Source organism: Lysobacter sp. CFH 32150 (genome assembly GCF_022758295.1).
In the GTDB taxonomy this organism is placed as follows: domain Bacteria; phylum Pseudomonadota; class Gammaproteobacteria; order Xanthomonadales; family Xanthomonadaceae; genus CFH-32150.
In genome coordinates, this window is the sequence record NZ_JALDWJ010000007.1 from 313,467 (window position 1) to 330,970 (window position 17,504).

The following is a 17,504-nucleotide window of genomic DNA, read 5'->3' on the forward strand; positions in this document are numbered from 1 at the left end:
GCCTGCTCCTGGTGCGGGGGAAGGCGATGAGGATACGCCCGGCGTATCGCAGATTTCGAGACTCCGGCTTCACGCAAATGGCTCTCCGCTTCTGCGGGTTTTTTGGAGCCAGTTCCTGCTCGAATTTACTCGTCGAACCTGAGATGCCTTACCGACTTCCCATGCCGGCGAATCAAGCGCAGCGCCTCGATCCCGATCTGGATGTGCCGTTCGACGAAGTCCGCACTGACCTTCGCGTCGCTCGCCTCGGTCTTGATGCCTTCCGGAATCATCGGCTGATCCGACACCAGCAGCAGCGCGCCGCAGGGGATGTGGTTGGCGAAGCCGGCGGAAAACACGGTGGCGGTTTCCATGTCGATCGCCATGCAGCGCATCAGCCGCAGTTTTTCCTTGAAGTTCTCGTCGTGTTCCCAGACGCGGCGATTGGTGGTGTAGACGGTGCCGGTCCAGTAGTCGTGACCGAGGTCGCGGATCATGGTCGAGACGGCGCGCTGCAGCGCGAACGCAGGCAGCGCCGGGACCTCCGGCGGCAGGTAGTCGTTGCTGGTGCCCTCGCCACGGATCGCGGCGATCGGCAGGATCAGGTCGCCCAGTTCATTCTTGCGCTTGAGCCCGCCGCACTTGCCGAGGAACAGCACGGCCTTGGGCATGATCGCGGAGAGCAGGTCCATCAGTGTTGCCGCGTTCGGGCTGCCCATGCCGAAGTTGATCATGGAGATGCCGTCGAAGGTGGCGCTGGGCATCGGCCGGTCGAGGCCGACGATCTCAGCGCCGGTCAGGCGGCTGAAATGGCCGAGGTAGCCACCGAAGTTGGTCAGCAGGATGTGTTCGCCGAAGCCATCCAGCGGCACGCCGGTGTAGCGCGGCAGCCAGTTGTTGACGATCTGTTCCTTGTCCTTCATCGGCTGCCTTTCCTCATGTGTCCCGCCTTTTGCGCATTTTGTCACGATAGGGCATGACCAAAGTCAGGCTTGGCACCGGCCCGGCACGGGGCTACGGTGCAGCGGTTGTCCGCCAGTTTCCAGGGGAATTCCATGCTTCGACCCATCGCCGTCGCGCTCGGTGTGACGCTGCTGTTCGGCAGTGCGCAGGCCGCGACGCCAGGCACGCCCGCTTCCAAATCCCGCTTCGTCCAGGACCCGTACCCCAGCACCTATCGGCCGCTGGCCTCCGGGCCGGTGCTGATCGAACACGCCACCGTGCTGACCGGCACCGGCACGCGCCTCGACGATGCCGACGTGCTGCTGCGCGACGGCAGGATCGTCGCGATCGGCAGCGCCCTCGAAGCACCCGTCGATGCGCAGCGCGTCGATGGCCGCGGCAAGTGGGTGACACCCGGACTGATCGACGTGCATTCGCACCTCGGCGTGTACCCGAGCCCGGGCATGGGCGCGCACAGCGACGGCAACGAAGCCACCGCGCCGACCACGCCGAACGTGTGGGCCGAGCATTCGGTGTGGCCGCAGGATCCAGGTTTCGCCGCCGCGATGGCCGGCGGCATCACCACGATGCAGGTGCTGCCGGGTTCGGCGAACCTGATCGGCGGCCGCGGCGTGACGTTGAAGAACGTACCGGCGACGACCTACCAGGCGATGAAATTCCCGGGCGCGCCGTGGGGCCTGAAGATGGCCTGCGGCGAGAACCCGAAGCGCGTGTACGGCCAGAAAGGCGGCCCTTCGACGCGCATGGGCAACATCGCCGGCTATCGCGCCGCGTTCATCGATGCCGCCGAGTACATGAAGAAAAATGGTGACGCGAAGGCGGCGCCGAAGAAGAAGCGTTGGTGGCAAAGCGCGTCGGATGCGGTCGACAGCGACGCCGATACCGGCGGCAAGCGCGACCTCAAGCTCGACACGCTGGCCGGCGCGATCAAGGGCGACATCCAGGTGCACATCCACTGCTACCGCGCCGACGAGATGACGACCATGCTCGACCTGGCCAAGGAATTCGGCTTCAAGATCGCCGCGTTCCACCACGGCGTGGAGGCTTACAAGGTCGCCGACCGGCTGGCCGCCGAAGGCGTGTGCGGCGCGCTGTGGGCCGACTGGTGGGGCTTCAAGATGGAAGCCTTCGACGGTATCCAGGAGAACATCGCCCTGGTCGATCGCCCGCAGAACAGTTGCGCGATCGTGCATTCGGATTCGGCCGAAGGCATCCAGCGTTTGAATCAGGAAGCTGCGAAGGTGATGGCGCATGCGCACCAGGTCGGCATCGACATCCCGCCGGAACGCGCGATTCGCTGGGTGACAGCAAACCCGGCCAAGTCGATGGGCATCCTCGACCAGACCGGCACGCTGGAGCCCGGCAAGATGGCCGACGTGGTCCTGTGGAGCGGCAATCCGTTCAGCGTGTACGCGCATGCCGAGCAGGTCTACGTGGACGGTGCGCGCGTGTACGACCGCAATGATCCGTCGCGGCAGCCGAAGTCGGATTTCATGCTGGGACAAGGCGATCTGCAGGGAGGTGTGCGATGAACCGCTTCCGCGCCGTCATTCCTGCGAAAGCAGGAATCCATTTTGATCTTGCTCCATCGAGCGCCAAACAATCAAAGTCAAAGTGGATCCCAGCTTTCGCTGGCATGACGAGCAAGAGCGTCATCGCCGCGTTACTGATCGGCTTGGCCGCAAACGCCTCCGCACAAGACATCCTCATCCGCAACGCCACCGTCCACACCGCAGGTGCGCACGGCACGCTGCACAACGCCGACGTGCTGGTGCGCAACGGCCGCATCAGCGCGGTCGGGAGTGGCCTGGCGGCGGGCAATGCGCAAGTCGTCGAAGCCAATGGCCGCGCGTTGACGCCGGCGTTGTTCGGCGGCATCGCCGATATCGGGCTGGAAGAAGTGTCGCTGGAAGATGCGACCACCGATGGGACGCAAACCCTCGGCGCCGAAAGCAAGGAAATGACGGTGCGGCCGGAGTTCGATGTCACCCTGGCCTACAATCCGGAATCGGTGCTGGTACCGATCGCGCGGGTCGAAGGCATCGGTTTCACGTTGCTGTCGGCTGGTAGCGCGCAGGGCGGTTCCATCGTCGGTGGCCAGGGCGGCGTGGTGCGGCTCGATGGCAGCATCGATCCGATCGGCCCGCGTGCACTGTTCGTGCAAATCGGCGCCGGTGCGGCCGACCTGACCGGCAAGTCGCGGGCGGCGCAGTGGATGATCCTCGACCAGCTCGTCGCCGAAGCGCGCGGTCGCATGTCCAGCGATTCGAAGCATGCCCTGCTGACGCCGGCCGGACGCGCCGCACTGGCGAAATACCTCAATGGACAGGGCCGGATCGTCGTCGGCGTGCATCGCGCCGCCGACATCCACCAGTTGCTGAAGTGGAGCCAGCGCCACAACGTGCGCATCGTGGTTGCCGGTGGTGCCGAGGCCTGGAAAGTCGCGTCACGGCTCGCCGCGGCCAAGGTGCCGGTGTTCGTCGATCCGCTCGCCAACCTGCCGGGTGATTTCGACCAGCTTGGCGCGACGTTGCAGAACGCGGCGCGCTTGCGTGCGGCGGGCGTGCAGGTCGGCTTCATGCAGTTCGACCAGGCGTCGCACTACGCGCGCAAGATCCGCCAGCTCGCCGGCAACGCGGTCGCCAACGGCATGCCGTGGGAAGACGGCCTGGCGGCGCTCACGCGCGTGCCGGCGGAAACATTCGGCGTTGGCGGCGAAATTGGCACGATCGCGCCGGGCAAGCGCGCCGACCTGGTGCTGTGGAGCGGCGATCCGTTGGAAGTCAGCACTGTCGCCGAACAGGTCTGGATGGACGGACACGCGATGCCGATGCGTTCGCGCCAGAGCGAATTGCGTGATCGTTACCTGCGTGGCGAGAACGGACTGCCGCGCGCATATCCATCGGGCGCGCGTTGATCGAACGCTGGTTTCCCCTCCCCTTGCGCGCAGCGCAGGGGGAGGTTGGGAGGGGGTGCTTTTGATGTTGGTGTAACTAACCTTTTGATGTTGGTGTAACTACAACGTCAAAAGCACCCCTCCCCAGCCCTCCCCTTCGCCTTTGGCGAAAGGGAGGGAGCCCAGCGGGCAGGCGTATGCTCGCATCGCCGGCCGCGACAGCGGCCCATGACAGAGGGCACCGATGCCTGCACTCAACTGGTTCGCCGTCGTTGCCGCTGCCGTATCCGCCTTCGTACTCGGCGGCCTCTGGTATGGCCCGTTGTTCAAGAACGCCTGGTGCCTCGAAGCCGGCATCGACCCGAACGCCGCACCGAAGCATCCGGCGCGCGTGTTCGGCACCGCGTTCATCGCCAGCCTGCTCGCCGCCGCCGGGTTTGCTGTCTATCTCGGGCCGGCGCCGGCGTTGCCTGTCGCGCTGCATGCGGGTTTGGCAGTGGGCGTAGCGTTCGTCGCCACCAGTTTCGCCATCAACTATGCCTTCGCCCAGCGCAGTCTCAAGTTGTGGCTGATCGACGGTGGTTACCACACGGTACAGTTCGTGCTGTACGGGTTGATCCTCGGTCTGTGGCACTGAAGCAGGAGGTTGTCATGCGCATTCCATCGCTGCTGCTCCTGGTTGCCGTGGTCGCCAGCAACGCCGCCGCGGCGCAGCCGGCGATCACGCTCGAACCGTATTTCGCACCACTGGAATACATGATCGGGCATTGCTGGCGCGCGAAGTTCAAGAACGGGCAGCAGGACGTGCAGTGCTACCGCGCGTTGTACGGCGGCAAACTGGTGGAAGCCACGCATGTGGTGGAAGGTTCGCAGCCGCGCTACGAGGGCGTATCGATCTTCAGCTGGGACGCGACGAACAAGCGCCTGCGTTTCCACTACTTCACCAGCACCGGCGCGGTCGCCGAAGGCCATTTCGCCAACGATGCCAAAGGTGTGCTGATCCCGGAGCGCCACGTCGGCGAGGATGGCACCGTGACCGAGATGGAAACCCGTTATCAGCGCGAAGGCGACACGGCCTACCGGGTCGTCACCAGCGAAAAGACCGCAACCGGCTGGGTCGAACGCATGAACCTGCTGTACCAGCGCGAGCCCCAGCCGGCGCCGAAAGCCGCACCGTAATCACATGCCATCCGGGCGCGCCTGCGCCTGGGTCGCCGCAAGGGAGACACCGCCATGCGTATCGGAATCGTCGTCGACTCGCCCTGCGATCTGCCGCAGTCGTATCTGCGCAAGCACAACATCACCATCCTGCCGACCACCGTCCGCGCGGGCGGCGATTCGATGGCCGACTTCCGCGATCCCATCGCCACTGCGCAGTTCCTGCGGACGCACGACGAGGCACTGGCCGATGCCGAGAGCAGTCCGTTTTCGGTGCAGGAAATTCGCGAGCTATTCCTGAGCCGGCTGGTGATCGATTACGACTACGTGTTCTGCATGACAACGACCAAGACGCGCAGTGGCATCTTCGACAACACGCAGCAGGCCAGTTTCGCCATCCTCAACGAATACAAGGCGATCCGGGCAAAGGCCGGCCACGACACACCGTTCGCATTGCGCGTGGTCGATACTCAAAACCTGTTTGCCGCGCAAGGCATCACCGCGGTGGAAGCGGTACGCCTGCGCGATGCCGGCGAAGGCACGGCAAAGATCCGCGCACGCCTTGAGCACCTGGCGCTGCATACCCAGGGCTTCCTGGTTCCGCGCGACTTGAATTATTTGCGCGTACGCACCCGCAAGCGCGGCGACCGCAGCGTTAGTTTCCTAAGCGCCACGCTCGGTACCGCACTCGACATCAAGCCGATCCTGCACTGCAATCGCGGCGACACAGGCCCGGTGGCGAAGGTCCGCGGCTTCGATCAGGCGGCGCAGAAACTGTTCGCGCATGTGACCAAGCGTGTCCGCGATGGCCTGATGACACCGACCGTGTGCCTGAGCTACGGCGGCGAACTTGAGGAGATGCGCGCACTGCCTGGTTACGACGACCTCCGCGTGACTTGCGGGAGCTACAACATCGAATTGTTCGAAAGCGTGATGAGCCTGACCTCGACGGTCAATATCGGCAAAGGTGGCCTGGCGGCAGGTTATGCCGCGGAGTCTCAGCCGTTCGACACCTGACCGCTGCAGCCATGACGCAACGCTAACGCGCGTCGCGTTTACGCTGGCACAGGACACGAGCCCGCAAGGAGCAACGCATGGCCACTCGCTATTACCTCACTCTGCCTGACCCGCAACGCGCGCGCGGCAGCGATACCGCGTTCGCCTTCAGCGCGCATGGCGCCGACGAGTTCGCCGCGCAACTGCAGGCCGCATTGCAGAGCGATGCGTTATTCAAGCGCTGGCGCGCGGCGCAGGAGGATCCGGATGAGGTTGATGCCGCGCTCGGCGCCAGCGATCCGCAGGCCAGCGTCAGCGGCAGCCAGCGCGACCTGCGCATCGACCTGATCGTCACCACGTCGCTTCCCGGCAGCGTGTTCAAGCACCGGCTGCGCTTGCTCGCCGGCAGCGGGTGGGAGCTGCGCGACGTCACCGCCGCCTGAATTTGTATAGCGCTTGCTTTTTGTGGGAGCGACGTAAGTCGCGATCGGCGCGCCCATTTATCGCGACTTACGTCGCTCCCACAGGTAAATGCGTTACGTAGTGGGCACCAGATCGATGTCGTCGAGATGTGCGGCCAGCAAGGCGACGCGGCCGCTGATGCCTTCGCGCTCGAACACATGGTGCAAGTGGGTTTTCACCGTTTCCGGACTGATCCCGAGTTGGCGCGCGATTTGCTTGTTGCTCATCCCGCGCGCGGCCCAGCGCACGATCTCGCGCTGGCGCTCGGTCAGCCCGGACCAGTCGCCCGGCGGATCGGCCGGGGCTGGCATCGGTACGTCGCCGCCGTCGTGCAGGGCCCGCAGCAACAGCTCCGGCGCGACCACGAACAGGCCTGACTCGGCGGCGCGGATCGCCCGGATCACCGTATCCGGCGACGCGTGCTTGTCCAGGCAGGCATTGGCTTCGCTGCTGATGCAGTGCTGCAGCGCCGTCACATTGGGGTGGCGATAGAAGTACAGCCGTCGCGGCGCCGGCAACAACGGGCGTCGGCGTTCGCGCTCGATCAGCGGGTCGTCGCCGTCCAGCAGCAACAGCGCCGGCGCGCTGTTGCCGCTGCGCCGTGGCTGCTTCGGCGCGTACGCGCCCAGCCAGTCCAGCTCGCCGCGCGTAGCCAGCAAACGCTGCATTCGCGCGCGCCAGACCGGGTCGAACCCGATCACCAGTACCGGCATCGCTGCCATATCCGGGACCTCGCGATTGGAGGATTCCGTCGCCCCTAATTCGCCGGATACCCCCAGAACGCCATCGCTCTGGGGAACCGGCCACATCTGCCATCACCCGATACCGCGATTTTTTACCGGCGGCCGGCGGCGCACGCTGCCGGCGCCGCAGCTCGCCTGTAGAAGCGCTGCGCCATCCCCTCAACAGCAGCGGAATTAGGGAGTACTCGCATGTCTTCCACAACAAAGACCCCGACGGGACCGGTGCGTCGGTTCCTCGTCCTGACCCTCGCGGTCGGCGCTGTCATGGCCGCACTGTCAGCCATCGCTCTGAGTCCCAGCACCCCGCTCGAAGTCGACGGCAATGCCATCGATGACCCGCTGGGTGGTGAAGACTGGGACGTCAACAACCCGATCATTCAGAAAGACCACATCAGCGGCGAAGCCGGTCCCGAAACCGCGTTCATCCAGGGCGGTTCCAAGGACGAGCGCGACATCAGCTCGGCCGGCATCACCAGCCAGTACTGGCGCTGGGGCGACGCTTCCGTCCCCGACAAGGATGACCTGGTCCATGTGCTGGCCAAGGAATACGTGACCAATGGCACCAAGCTCCTTTACTTCGGCGCCACCCGCGCAGCGAACAACGGCGACTCGGCCATCGGCTTCTGGTTCCTGAAAAAAGCCGTCGCCTTTGGCTCCGCGCCCAATTTCACCGGCAAGCATACGGATGGCGACATCCTGATCACCGGCGATTTCGGCACCGCCGGTGTCAGGGACCTCAATATCTTCGTATGGACTGGCGTCGCGGACGCCACCGATCCGGTGATTCCGGGCGTGACCCTGAGCTACCCACTGACACTGGTCAAGAGTAGCGCCGGGGATCCAGCACAGGTGTTCTGCGATGTAGGCGTCGCTTCGTCAAACAACAGTGCCTGCGCATCGGCCAACACATCGCCCCAGACGATTCCCGCCAACCTGCTCGACTACCGCTTCAAGCAGGGCGGTGCGAACGTCTTCCCGGCGGATGGCAAGTTCCCGATCGGTACCTTCCTCGAGGGCGGTATCGACCTGGGTGCGCTCGGCCTGCCCGTCGACACCTGCTTCTCCACGGTGCTGGCCATGACCCGTACGTCCGCGTCCACCACCGCCCAGCTCAAGGATCTGGTGCTCGCGCCATTCGGCGGTTGCGATATCGAAATCGCCAAGATCTGTGAAGCATCGGTTGTCCATCCAAGCGGCGCCTTCATCACCAGCACGTACACCATCGGAGTGACGGCGAAGGGTGGCACGGTCAGTAACCCGGGCTTCGAGGAGGACATCACGCTCTCCGCCAATGGCAGTGGCTTCCCGCGCTGCAAGCTGGCTGGTTCCGCCACGTGGTTGGCCACGGATCAACTGGTGTCCCTTGGCGCAACCCTGGCCAAGGATCAAACCGCCACCGCATCGATCCAGTGCGATCACACCGGTAACAAGATGTTGAACAGCGCGACGGCCCGTGCATCCAACGGTATCGATCCGCTCGAAGACAGCGTGATCGGCGTGGAGTGCGGCCTGACTACGACTCCGATGCTCGACGTCACCAAGGAATGCGACACGGTGGAACTGGTCGTGGATGGCGAGACCGTGCAGCCCAAGGTGTGCAACAAGATCAATGTGAAGAACAACGGCAACGAACTGCTGGTTAGTCTCAAGGTGTTCGACGATCCACAAGGCACCAACCCGGCAGTGCAGGTCACTGAGGACTCCATCACACACGACCCTGTGCCAACGACCCTGGAGCCTAACGATGACTTCACCGTGACGCATTGCTACGTTCCGACCACCACGAACGGCGGCCAGACCACTCCGGGTTCCGCTTCGTTCCTCAACTTGGCAGCGGCTGAAGCCGTCGGCTTCCTTAGCGGCACGAGCGCGCAAGATTCGGACGAAGCTGATTGTCCGCTGTGCCCGCAGCCGTAACCGCTATGTAACCCCGGCACGCTTACCGGGAATCACGCGGGCGATGGGTCTCCCCATCGCCCGCTTTTTTTGGCGAATGCTCAGCGAACGCCGAAGCTCGTGCTGGCGGTGGCGGAAGCCCCGCTGCTGGTGGCGTCCGCGCGCACTTGATAGGTGCCAATCGCCGCCTTGCCTTTGCCCAGCTTGTAGGTGCTACGGGCATAGCCATCGAGACCGGAAACGGCATTCAGCACTGTCGTAGCGCCGCCCGGCAGACTTAGGGTGAACTTGACGCTGGCACCGCTGACCGGCCCGCTGCCATTGCGGACTAGTGCACTCATGTACACGGTCTCCGCGCGCAGATAGCTCGTCTTGTCGGTGCCGATCGTCGCGCTCAATATCACCGGAGCCGCAACGGTGTATGTGGTTGACGCGCTGGCCGTATGCGTGGCTCCCGCCGGACTGCTGGTGCCCACGGCCAGGCCATAACTGCCAGCCGCGGCCGTGGCGGGCGAGGTCACGGTCAGTGTTGCGGTGCCGCTGGTGCCCGGGCTCAGGCTGAGGTTGCTGACCGACAGGTTGCCAGTCCAGCCGCTCGGCAAGCTGCGAGCCAGATTGAACGTCGTGGCAGAACACCCGCTGCTGTCCCGATTGGTCAGACTGATCGAATAGTTCAACGTCGTGCCCGCCGCGCCACTGGTCGGCCCTGCCAGTGACAGGGACGGAGCGGCGCGCGTGCAGACCGGAGGCGGCGCACCGCCAACGGTGACATCGATGGTAGCCGCACTGCTGGAAAGGGACACCACGGTGAAGGAAACATTGGCCACCGCATCCACATAGGTCTGACCGACGGCCAACGCGCCATCCAGCATGTCGGTAGAGGTGGTATTGCTGAGGCCTGGATGCATGTCGAGCTGGTACATCGAATCGCGATCGCCCTCGCTCGCCACTCGCACCATCACACCACTGGTGAGGTTGCCCGCATCCGCGAGTACGACATCGAAGCCCGTCGGCTGGCGGTATTCAAGGTAATACCAGCGCGTTCTACCGAGGCTGTCGACACCACCCGGCACCTTGACCGCCTTCGCCCCGACGCTGGAAGAAGAATACGGTTCGATGGCAAAGCGGCCGCTGGCGGATGCAGTGAGGATCGGCGGCGAAATGCCATCGTTGAGCCAGCCCAATTGCTCCTTGGCAAACGCGCTGAAATGCCCGGACCGGTAGCCGCCCATCATGTCGGCGACGTCGCCATACGACGACTCGCGGCAGGTGTCGCCGAGCGGACTCAGATCGCAATCCAGTGAATGTGCGTGGTTCAGGCCGTAGTTGTGGCCGATCTCATGACCCACCACCCGCAGCGTCGCCGCAGCTGCACCGTTGATGTAGGTCTTGGTCACGCCGCCGAACCCTTGTGTGGCCAACCCATCCCAGCCGCAGGTGTCGACTCTCGGGAAGAAATAAATCCGGCGGGTGTAGCTGGACAGGTCGCCTCCGGCGGCGACCACCGCCTTGTCGGCTTCGGTGTACCACTTCACGGGATCGCACACGGCCTTACTCAGCGGCAATGTGTAGTAGCCGAACGTCTGGCCACTGAACCAGGTCTGGCCGAACGAGCTTTCACGATAGTGTTCACTGACGGTCGACAGGACGAGTGTGTTCGCGGCGGCCGGCGTGATCGGTTGCGTGGTGTCGTCCTGGAAATTGACCAGGATCACCGCGACTTTCTGTTCACCCAAGGTGTTCGGCAGGACAGTAGTGAGTGCTTCGACGCTGCCGGCCTGGGCGCTGTCCAGCGTGAGATATTCGCCTTGCACCTCACCGCGCACACGCACGCGCGTGCCGCTGAGCAGCGTCGTCGGCTTGCGGCTGAACTTCAGTTCGACGCGACCGTGCTCGGTCTTGAGGAAATGGCGGGTGACGCTGTGGCCGTCGGCGTAATCCTCGACCAGTACGTCGAGTTCGCCTTCCAGCGCAACAGGCTTGGCAGCGTGGGCGGCACCGGCCATCAGGCCGGAGAGGAGCAACAGGTTTGCAGTAAAACGACCTGCGTGGCGAAACGCGCGGGACAAATGCATTGGCGGCACTACCGATGTGGAGGGATCAGGACGCCAGCCATCCAGGCCGGTGCCGGACCGCTACCGCGTTCCGGACTGGATCCGGGGGGATCCGTTCCGATACCTCCTTGCATCGTCAGCGGATGCGCACCTCCCCAAAAACCGCGCGCATCCGACGGGGGCATGATCGCGATCACCCCGGTGCCGGACCGAGGCCTGGTTCCCAGTTCGGGTCACCCTCACAACTGCAAACCGTGCGTCGTTTGGCATTCCGTCAGGTTCACGCCGACACGGCACAATCGGTTATTTCCATCACTGAGGACGTCATGCGTACACCGGTTCTACTGTCCTGGAGCGGCGGCAAGGACGCGGCGTGGACGCTGAATGCGCTGCGCCAGCGCGACGATGTCGACGTGGTCGGCCTGCTCACCACGGTCACGGCTGAATACGAGCGCATCGCGATGCACGGCATCCGCCGCGAGATCCTGCAGGCACAGGCACAAGCCGCCGGCGTTCCGGTCATCGAAGCCGTGATCCCACCGCAATGCGACAACGCGACCTATGAAGCTGCATTCGCCGCGGCGTTGGGCACGGCACGGCAACGCTGGCCAGCGCTGGACCGCATCGCGTTCGGCGACCTGTTCCTCGCCGACGTGCGCGCATGGCGCGAAGCGTTGTGCGCGCGGCTCGGCTGGACGCCGCTGTTCCCGTTGTTCGGCAGCGATACGACGGCGCTCGCACACGAGATGATTGCTGGCGGTCTGCGCGCAACGCTGTGCTGCGTCGATACGCAGCAGCTGGACGCGTCTTTCAGCGGGCGCGAATTCGATGCCGCACTCCTCGCGGACTTGCCAACAGGCGTCGATCCTTGCGGCGAGAGCGGCGAATTCCACACCTGCGTCCATGCCGGGCCGATGTTCGCGCAACCGCTTGCCCTCACCGCCGGCGAACGCGTGTTGCGCGACGCGCGCTTCGCTTACACCGACTTCAGCCTGGCAGCGCACTGACGCCGACAAAGAAAAAGGGCGATGGAGTTGCCTCCACCGCCCCTGTTCTTATTGCCTGTTTTTTCAGAGCACGCTGAATGTCGTGCTTGCCGTCGCGGTGTTGCTACCGCTGGTGGCGTCGGCGCGCAGCTTATAGCTGCCGATCGCGCTCTTGCCCTTGCCCAGGGTGTAGCTGCTGCGGGCGTAACCATCGCTGCCGCTGGTCGCATTGATCACCGCGATGCTGCCATTCGGCAAGGTCACCGAGAACTTCACGCTCGCGCCGTTGACCGGCACGCCGTTGTTCTTCACCAGCGCGATCAACGACACGATCTCGGCCCGCACGTAGCTGGCCTTGTTGGTGCCGACGATCCCGGTCAGCGTGCCGCTGCTCGCTGCAGCGACGGTGTACGTGGCCGCGGCATTGGCGGTATGGGTGCTCCCCACGGTGCTGCTGCTGCCGGCGCCGATGCCATAGCCAGCGGCCGTGGCGGTGCTCGGCGACGTCACCTTCAACGTGGTGCTGCCGGTGGTACCGGGGCTCAGGCTCAGCGTGGTGGCGGTCAAGGTGCCGGTCCAGCCCGTGGGCACGCTCCGGGCGAGGTTGAACGTCGTCGCCGCACACGCGCTGCTGTCCCGGTTGGTGAGGCTCAGCGTGTAGGTGACCAGGCTGCCGGCGGCAACCGCGGCCGTCGGGCCGCTCAGCGTCAGCGTCGGGGCGGCACGGGTGCAGGTCGGCGGGGGCGTGGTGCCGCTCAAGGCGACGTCGACGGTGGCGCCAGTGGTGTCGGCCGAAGCAAGCGTGATCGAAACCTTGGCCGTCGCGTCCGTGTAGCTGCGGCCGACCGCGAGGGCGCCGTCGCCGAGTTCGGTGTAGGTGCTGGTGGACGTACCCGGCGTCATGTCGAGCTGGTAGCTGGACTCGCCGTCGCCTTCGGTGGCGGTACGGATGATCACGCCTTTGGTCAGGTTGCCGGTGGTGCCGAGCGTGGCGTCCGCGCCGATCGGCTGGCGGTATTCGACGTAGTAGAACATCGGCCGGCCGCTGGCATCGGTGCCGCGCGGGATCTTGATCGCCTTCGGACCGACGCTGCTGCTCGAATACGGTTCGATCGAATAACGGCCGCTGGTGCTGGCGGTGTGGATCGGCGGCGAAATGCCGTCATTGAGCCAGCCCAGCATTTCCTTCGCGAACGGGCTGAAATGACCGGCCTTGTTGTTGCCCATCATGTCCGCGCCATCGCCGTACGGCAGCGAGGTGCAGGTGTTGCCCAACGGGGCCACGTCGCAGTCATAGGCGTGCGCGTGGTGCAGGCCGAAGTTGTGGCCGATTTCGTGCCCGACGGTGAGCGTCGCGAACGAGCCGTTGGCCCAGGCCCGGGTTGAACTACCGCCGACGTTGCCAAGACCGGCCCACGTGCAGGCGTTGCGCGGGAACATGTAGACCCTGCGGTTGAAACTGGTGATGTTGGCACCGGCGGCAGTCGCGGCCGCATCCGCCTTGGCGGCAAGGCCGCTCGGATCGCACACCGTCTTGCTCATCGCGATCGTGTAGTAGCCGAACACCTGGCCGTTGAACCAGGTCTGTCCGAACGAGCTTTCCTTGTAGTGATTGTTGAGGGTGGTGAACACGAGGGTGTTCACATCCGCCACCGCCTTCGGCTGCGTGGTGTCGTCCTGGAAGTTGACCAGGATCACCGCGACCTTCTGTTCGCCCATGGTGTTGGGCAGCACGGTCACGAGCGCTTCGACGCTGCCGGCTTCGGCACCATCCAATGCGAGCACCTCACCCTGCACCTGGCCACGCACGCGCACGCGGGTTCCGCTGTGCAGCGTGGTCGGCTTGCGGCTGAACTTCAGCTCGACGCGGCCGTGTTCGGTCTTCAGGAAATGGCGGGTGACGCTGTGGCCGTCGGCATAGTCCTCAACCAGCACATCCAGTTCGCCTTCCAGCGCGACTTTGGCGGCATGGGCGGGTGCTGCGGCGCTGGCGCCGGTCGAGACGCCGGCGACCAGGCCGGAAACAAGCAACACGGTTGCAGTAGAGCGACCAACGTGGCGGAACGCGCGGGACAAGTAGTGCATTGGCGGGGCTACCAGGTAATGGAGGGACGGGGCCGTCGGCCATCCAGGCCGGCGCCGGGTGCGCCTGCGCGCATTCCGGGCTGGATCCGGGGGGATCCGTTCCGACACCTCCTTGCATCGTCAGCGGATGCGCACCTTCCAAAAGACCTGGCGTATCCGACGGGGGCCATCATCCGGATCGATCCGGAGCCGAACCGATGACTGGCTCTCAGTTCACGGCGCCCTCACAACCGTGAAACGTGCACTGGTTCGCACTATGAAAATTCCCCTGTCGACGCTGCACCATCGACCGTATCCGTGTGCTAGGCGCCTAAATTGGCGCACTCCATTCCACCGCGTGCTCAACCCGTGTTCTGGATGCCCGCCGCGATGCCGTTGACGGTGGCGATCAACGCCTGCTGCAAGGCACCGTCGGGGCGATCAGCGGCGCGCCAGCGCGCGAGCAACTCGACCTGCAGCAGGCTGATCGGATCGACGTAGGGATTGCGCAGGCGGATCGACTGGCGCAGCCGCAGGTCGCCAGCCAGCAATTCGTCGCTGCCCTTGATCGCAAGCACCGCCGTGCGCGTGCGCTCGAACTCGGCGGCGATCCCGGGATGGAAGCGCGCGTGCAGATCGACCGGTGACGGCTGGCTGGCCAACAGCCGGCTGGCCAACAGTGAGTAACGCTCGAAGATGCCCGGGTCGGATTTCGCCAGCACCATCTCGACGTCGTCGATCAGCGTGTCGAAGAACGGCCAGTCGCGCGCCATTTCCGCCAGGGCCTCGCGGCCATGGCGCTGCAATGCGAGTTCCAGCGCGGTGCCGACGCCGTACCAGGCGGTGAGCCCGGAACGGTTCTGCGACCACGCGAAGACCCACGGGATGGCACGCAGCGACCCGACATCACCGCTACCGGCACGCTTGCTCGGACGCGAACCGATGCGCAGGCGCTCGATCACGTCGATCGGGGTCGCCGCGCGGAAATACGCGGGGAAGTCCGGGTCCTCGTGCACGAGTGCGCGGTAGTGCGCGCGTGCATCGCGGGCCAGTTCGGTAGCGATGCCGCGCCACGGCACCTCGCGAGGTTCCGGCGGCCGCGGCCGCAGTGTCGCGCGCAGCACCGCGCCCGTGGTCTGTTCCAGGTTGCGCAACGCGAGTGCGCGGATGCCGTACTTGCGATGGATCACCTCGCCCTGCTCGGTCACGCGCAGGAACCCGTCGACCGACCCGCGTGGTGCGGCGATCACCGCGCGCTCGGTCTTGCCGCCGCCGCGGCTGATCGAACCGCCGCGACCGTGGAAGAAAGCGATGCGCACCCCGCTCTCCTGCGCCAAGGCAGTCAACGCGACCTGCGTCTGTTGCAGCGCCCAGCGCGAAGCGACGATGCCGCCATCCTTTGCACTATCGGAATAACCCAGCATCACCACCTGCCGATCGCCGCGTGCTGCCAGATGCGCGCGGTAAATCGGATCGGCGAACAAGGCGTGCAAGGTGTCGGCGGCGGCATCGAGATCGTCCACGGTCTCGAACAGCGGCGCGACATCCAGTGGCACGCGGTTGTCGGCATCCATGCACCCGGCAATCCGGGCCAGCGCCAATACCGCCAACGCATCGGCAGCGCTGCGACTCATGCTGATGATGTACGGACCGAACGCACGCGCACCGTAGCGCTGTCGCGCAGTCGCGACCGTTCGGAACACATCCAGCGTGGCACGTGCAGCGGCGTGATCGGGCACGGCGGCAGGTTCGCTGCCGTCGAGCAGCCGATGTAGTCGCGCTGCGCGTTCGTCCACGCTGCGCTGCGACCAGCGCGCGTCATCGAACACCGCCGCCAGGGCCGCATCGTGGGAAGCCGAATCCTGGCGCAGGTCGAGGCTCGCCAGGTGAAAACCAAAACACGCCGCGCGTCGCCGCAAGCGCTGCACGGCGAAACCGCCCGCGCGCGCGCCACGATGCGCGCGCAGGCTGTCCTCGATCAGGGTGAGATCAGCGCAGAACTCAGCGGCATCGGCATACCCGCCAGGCATCTCGTCCGTGGTCGCCGTCAAGCGCCCCCACATCAGGCTGAGCAGGTTGCGATACGGCATGTCGGCGTGGCGCGGCCGCAGTTTCTCCGCCGCCTCCGGCAACAGCTTGCGATAGGCATCGATGCGCGCGAGCAAGGCTTCGGAGACGCCAACCCGCGTCAAGGACTGGCTCAACACTTCACCGAGCGCCACCAGATCGCGCTGATACGCGGCCAGCACAAGCTTGCGTTGACCGGCGAGCGTGGCGGCAATGGTGTCGGCACCCACGTTCGGGTTGCCGTCCATGTCACCGCCCACCCAACTGCCGAATCCCAGCACATCCGGCAACGCCGGCGCGTCGACGCAGTGTTCGCGCAGCGCCTCTTCGAACACTTCGTAGAACACCGGCAACACGCGATACAGCACGTCCGACAGGTAGTAGCCGACGTGGCTGAACTCATCGGCCACGCTCGGCTTGGCCGGTGGTGCCTCGGCGGTCTGCCAGCTCGTGGACAAGGTCTGGCGGATGCGTTCGCGATCGGCGCGACGCTCGGCCGGCGTGCGGCTGCGGTCGATGTCGGCGACCAGTCCGCGCACGATCTCGCGCTCCTTCTTCAACAGCACGCGACGCACCGCTTCGGTCGGATGCGCGGTGAATACCGGCTCGATGCGCAGGCGCGGCAGCAGTGCCGCGAGTTCGTCGGCGCCTACGCCCTGCTCCACCAGCGCACCGATCACATCGCGCAGGCCGCCGGGCTGCGCACCCGCACCCTGGCGTTCGTAATCGCGGCGGCGGCGGATGCGATGCACGCGCTCAGCCAGGTTCACCGCCTGGAAATAGGTGGCGAACGCGCGCACCAGGTCGCTTGCCTGGTCGAGTTCGATGCCGGCGAGGGCGGCAGCAAGTTCCGCCACCGGCGCTTGCGCCTCGCGCCGGCGGATCGCGGCGCGGCGCAGGCTTTCGACCTCGACCAGGAATTCCGGCCCGCGTTGCTCGGCGAGGATTTCGCCAACCAGCGCACCGAGCATGTTGACGTCCTCGCGCAGCAAGGCGTCGGTGGGAGCGAGGTCGACTGTGCGCAGGGGCTCGGCTGCGATGTTCATGGCCGCAGCGTAGCGCACCGTTGCCGCCGTGGCGCGAGCGGTTACGGCCGAAACCAAGGCCTGTTAACGCTCTCCGAGCAGGTCGCGCCGGGCCTGAGGGTGTGCGAGGCAAGGAAGAGCGAGGGCGCGTATGTCGATACGCAACCGAGCGATGACGCGGCATCGCGCGTCCTCAGGCCCGGCCCTCCGGGTTG

General features: G+C 65.4%; 13 protein-coding genes. 8 read left to right on the plus strand and 5 right to left on the minus strand.

Going from position 1 to position 17,504, the window contains the following annotated elements:
* Positions 1–125: 125 nt before the first annotated feature.
* Positions 126–902, minus strand: coding sequence for an AMP nucleosidase (locus MO486_RS11465; protein ID WP_242907644.1), 777 nt, complete (start codon positions 900–902; stop codon positions 126–128).
* 132 nt (positions 903–1,034) lie between these two features.
* Here MO486_RS11465 and MO486_RS11470 point away from each other — a divergent pair, with 132 nt between their 5' ends.
* From MO486_RS11470 to MO486_RS11495, 6 genes are all read left to right on the plus strand, one after another.
* Positions 1,035–2,474, plus strand: a complete 1,440-nt coding sequence (locus MO486_RS11470; protein ID WP_242907646.1) for an amidohydrolase — start codon at positions 1,035–1,037, stop codon at positions 2,472–2,474.
* Between the two features lie 104 nt (positions 2,475–2,578).
* Positions 2,579–3,859, plus strand: coding sequence for an amidohydrolase family protein (locus MO486_RS11475; protein WP_242907649.1), 1,281 nt, complete (start codon positions 2,579–2,581; stop codon positions 3,857–3,859).
* A gap of 223 nt (positions 3,860–4,082) precedes the next feature.
* A complete protein-coding gene (locus MO486_RS11480) occupies positions 4,083–4,475 on the plus strand; it encodes a DUF1761 domain-containing protein (protein ID WP_242907651.1) in 393 nt (130 codons plus the stop codon).
* Between the two features lie 14 nt (positions 4,476–4,489).
* On the plus strand, positions 4,490–5,017 hold the full coding sequence (locus MO486_RS11485; RefSeq protein WP_242907653.1) for a hypothetical protein: 528 nt from the start codon (positions 4,490–4,492) through the stop codon (positions 5,015–5,017).
* Between the two features lie 54 nt (positions 5,018–5,071).
* A complete protein-coding gene (locus MO486_RS11490) occupies positions 5,072–6,013 on the plus strand; it encodes a DegV family protein (protein ID WP_242907655.1) in 942 nt (313 codons plus the stop codon).
* Positions 6,014–6,090: 77 nt separating this feature from the next.
* Positions 6,091–6,435, plus strand: a complete 345-nt coding sequence (locus tag MO486_RS11495) for a hypothetical protein (protein WP_242907657.1) — start codon at positions 6,091–6,093, stop codon at positions 6,433–6,435.
* A 93-nt stretch (positions 6,436–6,528) separates the two neighbouring features.
* On the opposite strand, the gene MO486_RS11500 is transcribed toward MO486_RS11495, so the two are convergent.
* On the minus strand, positions 6,529–7,176 hold the full coding sequence (locus MO486_RS11500; protein WP_242907659.1) for a response regulator transcription factor: 648 nt from the start codon (positions 7,174–7,176) through the stop codon (positions 6,529–6,531).
* 210 nt (positions 7,177–7,386) lie between these two features.
* Here MO486_RS11500 and MO486_RS11505 point away from each other — a divergent pair, with 210 nt between their 5' ends.
* Entirely contained in the window at positions 7,387–9,114 is a 1,728-nt protein-coding gene (locus tag MO486_RS11505; protein ID WP_242907661.1) for a hypothetical protein, read from the plus strand.
* A gap of 80 nt (positions 9,115–9,194) precedes the next feature.
* Here the strand turns inward: MO486_RS11505 and MO486_RS11510 are convergent, their stop codons facing one another.
* Positions 9,195–11,168 (minus strand): NEW3 domain-containing protein, encoded by a 1,974-nt coding sequence (locus tag MO486_RS11510; protein ID WP_242907663.1) that lies wholly within the window; start codon positions 11,166–11,168, stop codon positions 9,195–9,197.
* A 305-nt stretch (positions 11,169–11,473) separates the two neighbouring features.
* On the opposite strand from MO486_RS11510, the gene MO486_RS11515 reads away from it, so the two are divergent.
* The gene (locus MO486_RS11515) at positions 11,474–12,154 is read left to right on the plus strand and encodes an adenine nucleotide alpha hydrolase (RefSeq protein ID WP_242907665.1); all 681 of its coding nucleotides are present in this window, start codon (positions 11,474–11,476) and stop codon (positions 12,152–12,154) included.
* A 63-nt stretch (positions 12,155–12,217) separates the two neighbouring features.
* Here MO486_RS11515 and MO486_RS11520 read toward each other — a convergent pair whose 3' ends face one another.
* Both MO486_RS11520 and ppc read right to left on the minus strand, forming a co-directional pair.
* Positions 12,218–14,167: an NEW3 domain-containing protein gene (locus MO486_RS11520; RefSeq protein ID WP_242907667.1), complete on the minus strand. Its 1,950-nt coding sequence runs from the start codon at positions 14,165–14,167 to the stop codon at positions 12,218–12,220.
* 392 nt (positions 14,168–14,559) lie between these two features.
* Positions 14,560–17,310: a phosphoenolpyruvate carboxylase gene (ppc, locus tag MO486_RS11525; RefSeq protein WP_242907669.1), complete on the minus strand. Its 2,751-nt coding sequence runs from the start codon at positions 17,308–17,310 to the stop codon at positions 14,560–14,562.
* Positions 17,311–17,504 lie beyond the last annotated feature (194 nt).

Coding starts and splice junctions, on each gene's coding strand:
- MO486_RS11495 (WP_242907657.1), top strand. CDS start 6,091: ATGGCCACTCGCTATTACCTCACTCTGCCTGACCCGCAACGCGCGCGC.
- MO486_RS11500 (WP_242907659.1), bottom strand. CDS start 7,176: ATGGCAGCGATGCCGGTACTGGTGATCGGGTTCGACCCGGTCTGGCGC.
- MO486_RS11490 (WP_242907655.1), top strand. CDS start 5,072: ATGCGTATCGGAATCGTCGTCGACTCGCCCTGCGATCTGCCGCAGTCG.
- MO486_RS11465 (WP_242907644.1), bottom strand. CDS start 902: ATGAAGGACAAGGAACAGATCGTCAACAACTGGCTGCCGCGCTACACC.
- ppc (WP_242907669.1), bottom strand. CDS start 17,310: ATGAACATCGCAGCCGAGCCCCTGCGCACAGTCGACCTCGCTCCCACC.
- MO486_RS11480 (WP_242907651.1), top strand. CDS start 4,083: ATGCCTGCACTCAACTGGTTCGCCGTCGTTGCCGCTGCCGTATCCGCC.
- MO486_RS11485 (WP_242907653.1), top strand. CDS start 4,490: ATGCGCATTCCATCGCTGCTGCTCCTGGTTGCCGTGGTCGCCAGCAAC.
- MO486_RS11505 (WP_242907661.1), top strand. CDS start 7,387: ATGTCTTCCACAACAAAGACCCCGACGGGACCGGTGCGTCGGTTCCTC.
- MO486_RS11515 (WP_242907665.1), top strand. CDS start 11,474: ATGCGTACACCGGTTCTACTGTCCTGGAGCGGCGGCAAGGACGCGGCG.
- MO486_RS11470 (WP_242907646.1), top strand. CDS start 1,035: ATGCTTCGACCCATCGCCGTCGCGCTCGGTGTGACGCTGCTGTTCGGC.
- MO486_RS11475 (WP_242907649.1), top strand. CDS start 2,579: ATGACGAGCAAGAGCGTCATCGCCGCGTTACTGATCGGCTTGGCCGCA.
- MO486_RS11510 (WP_242907663.1), bottom strand. CDS start 11,168: ATGCATTTGTCCCGCGCGTTTCGCCACGCAGGTCGTTTTACTGCAAAC.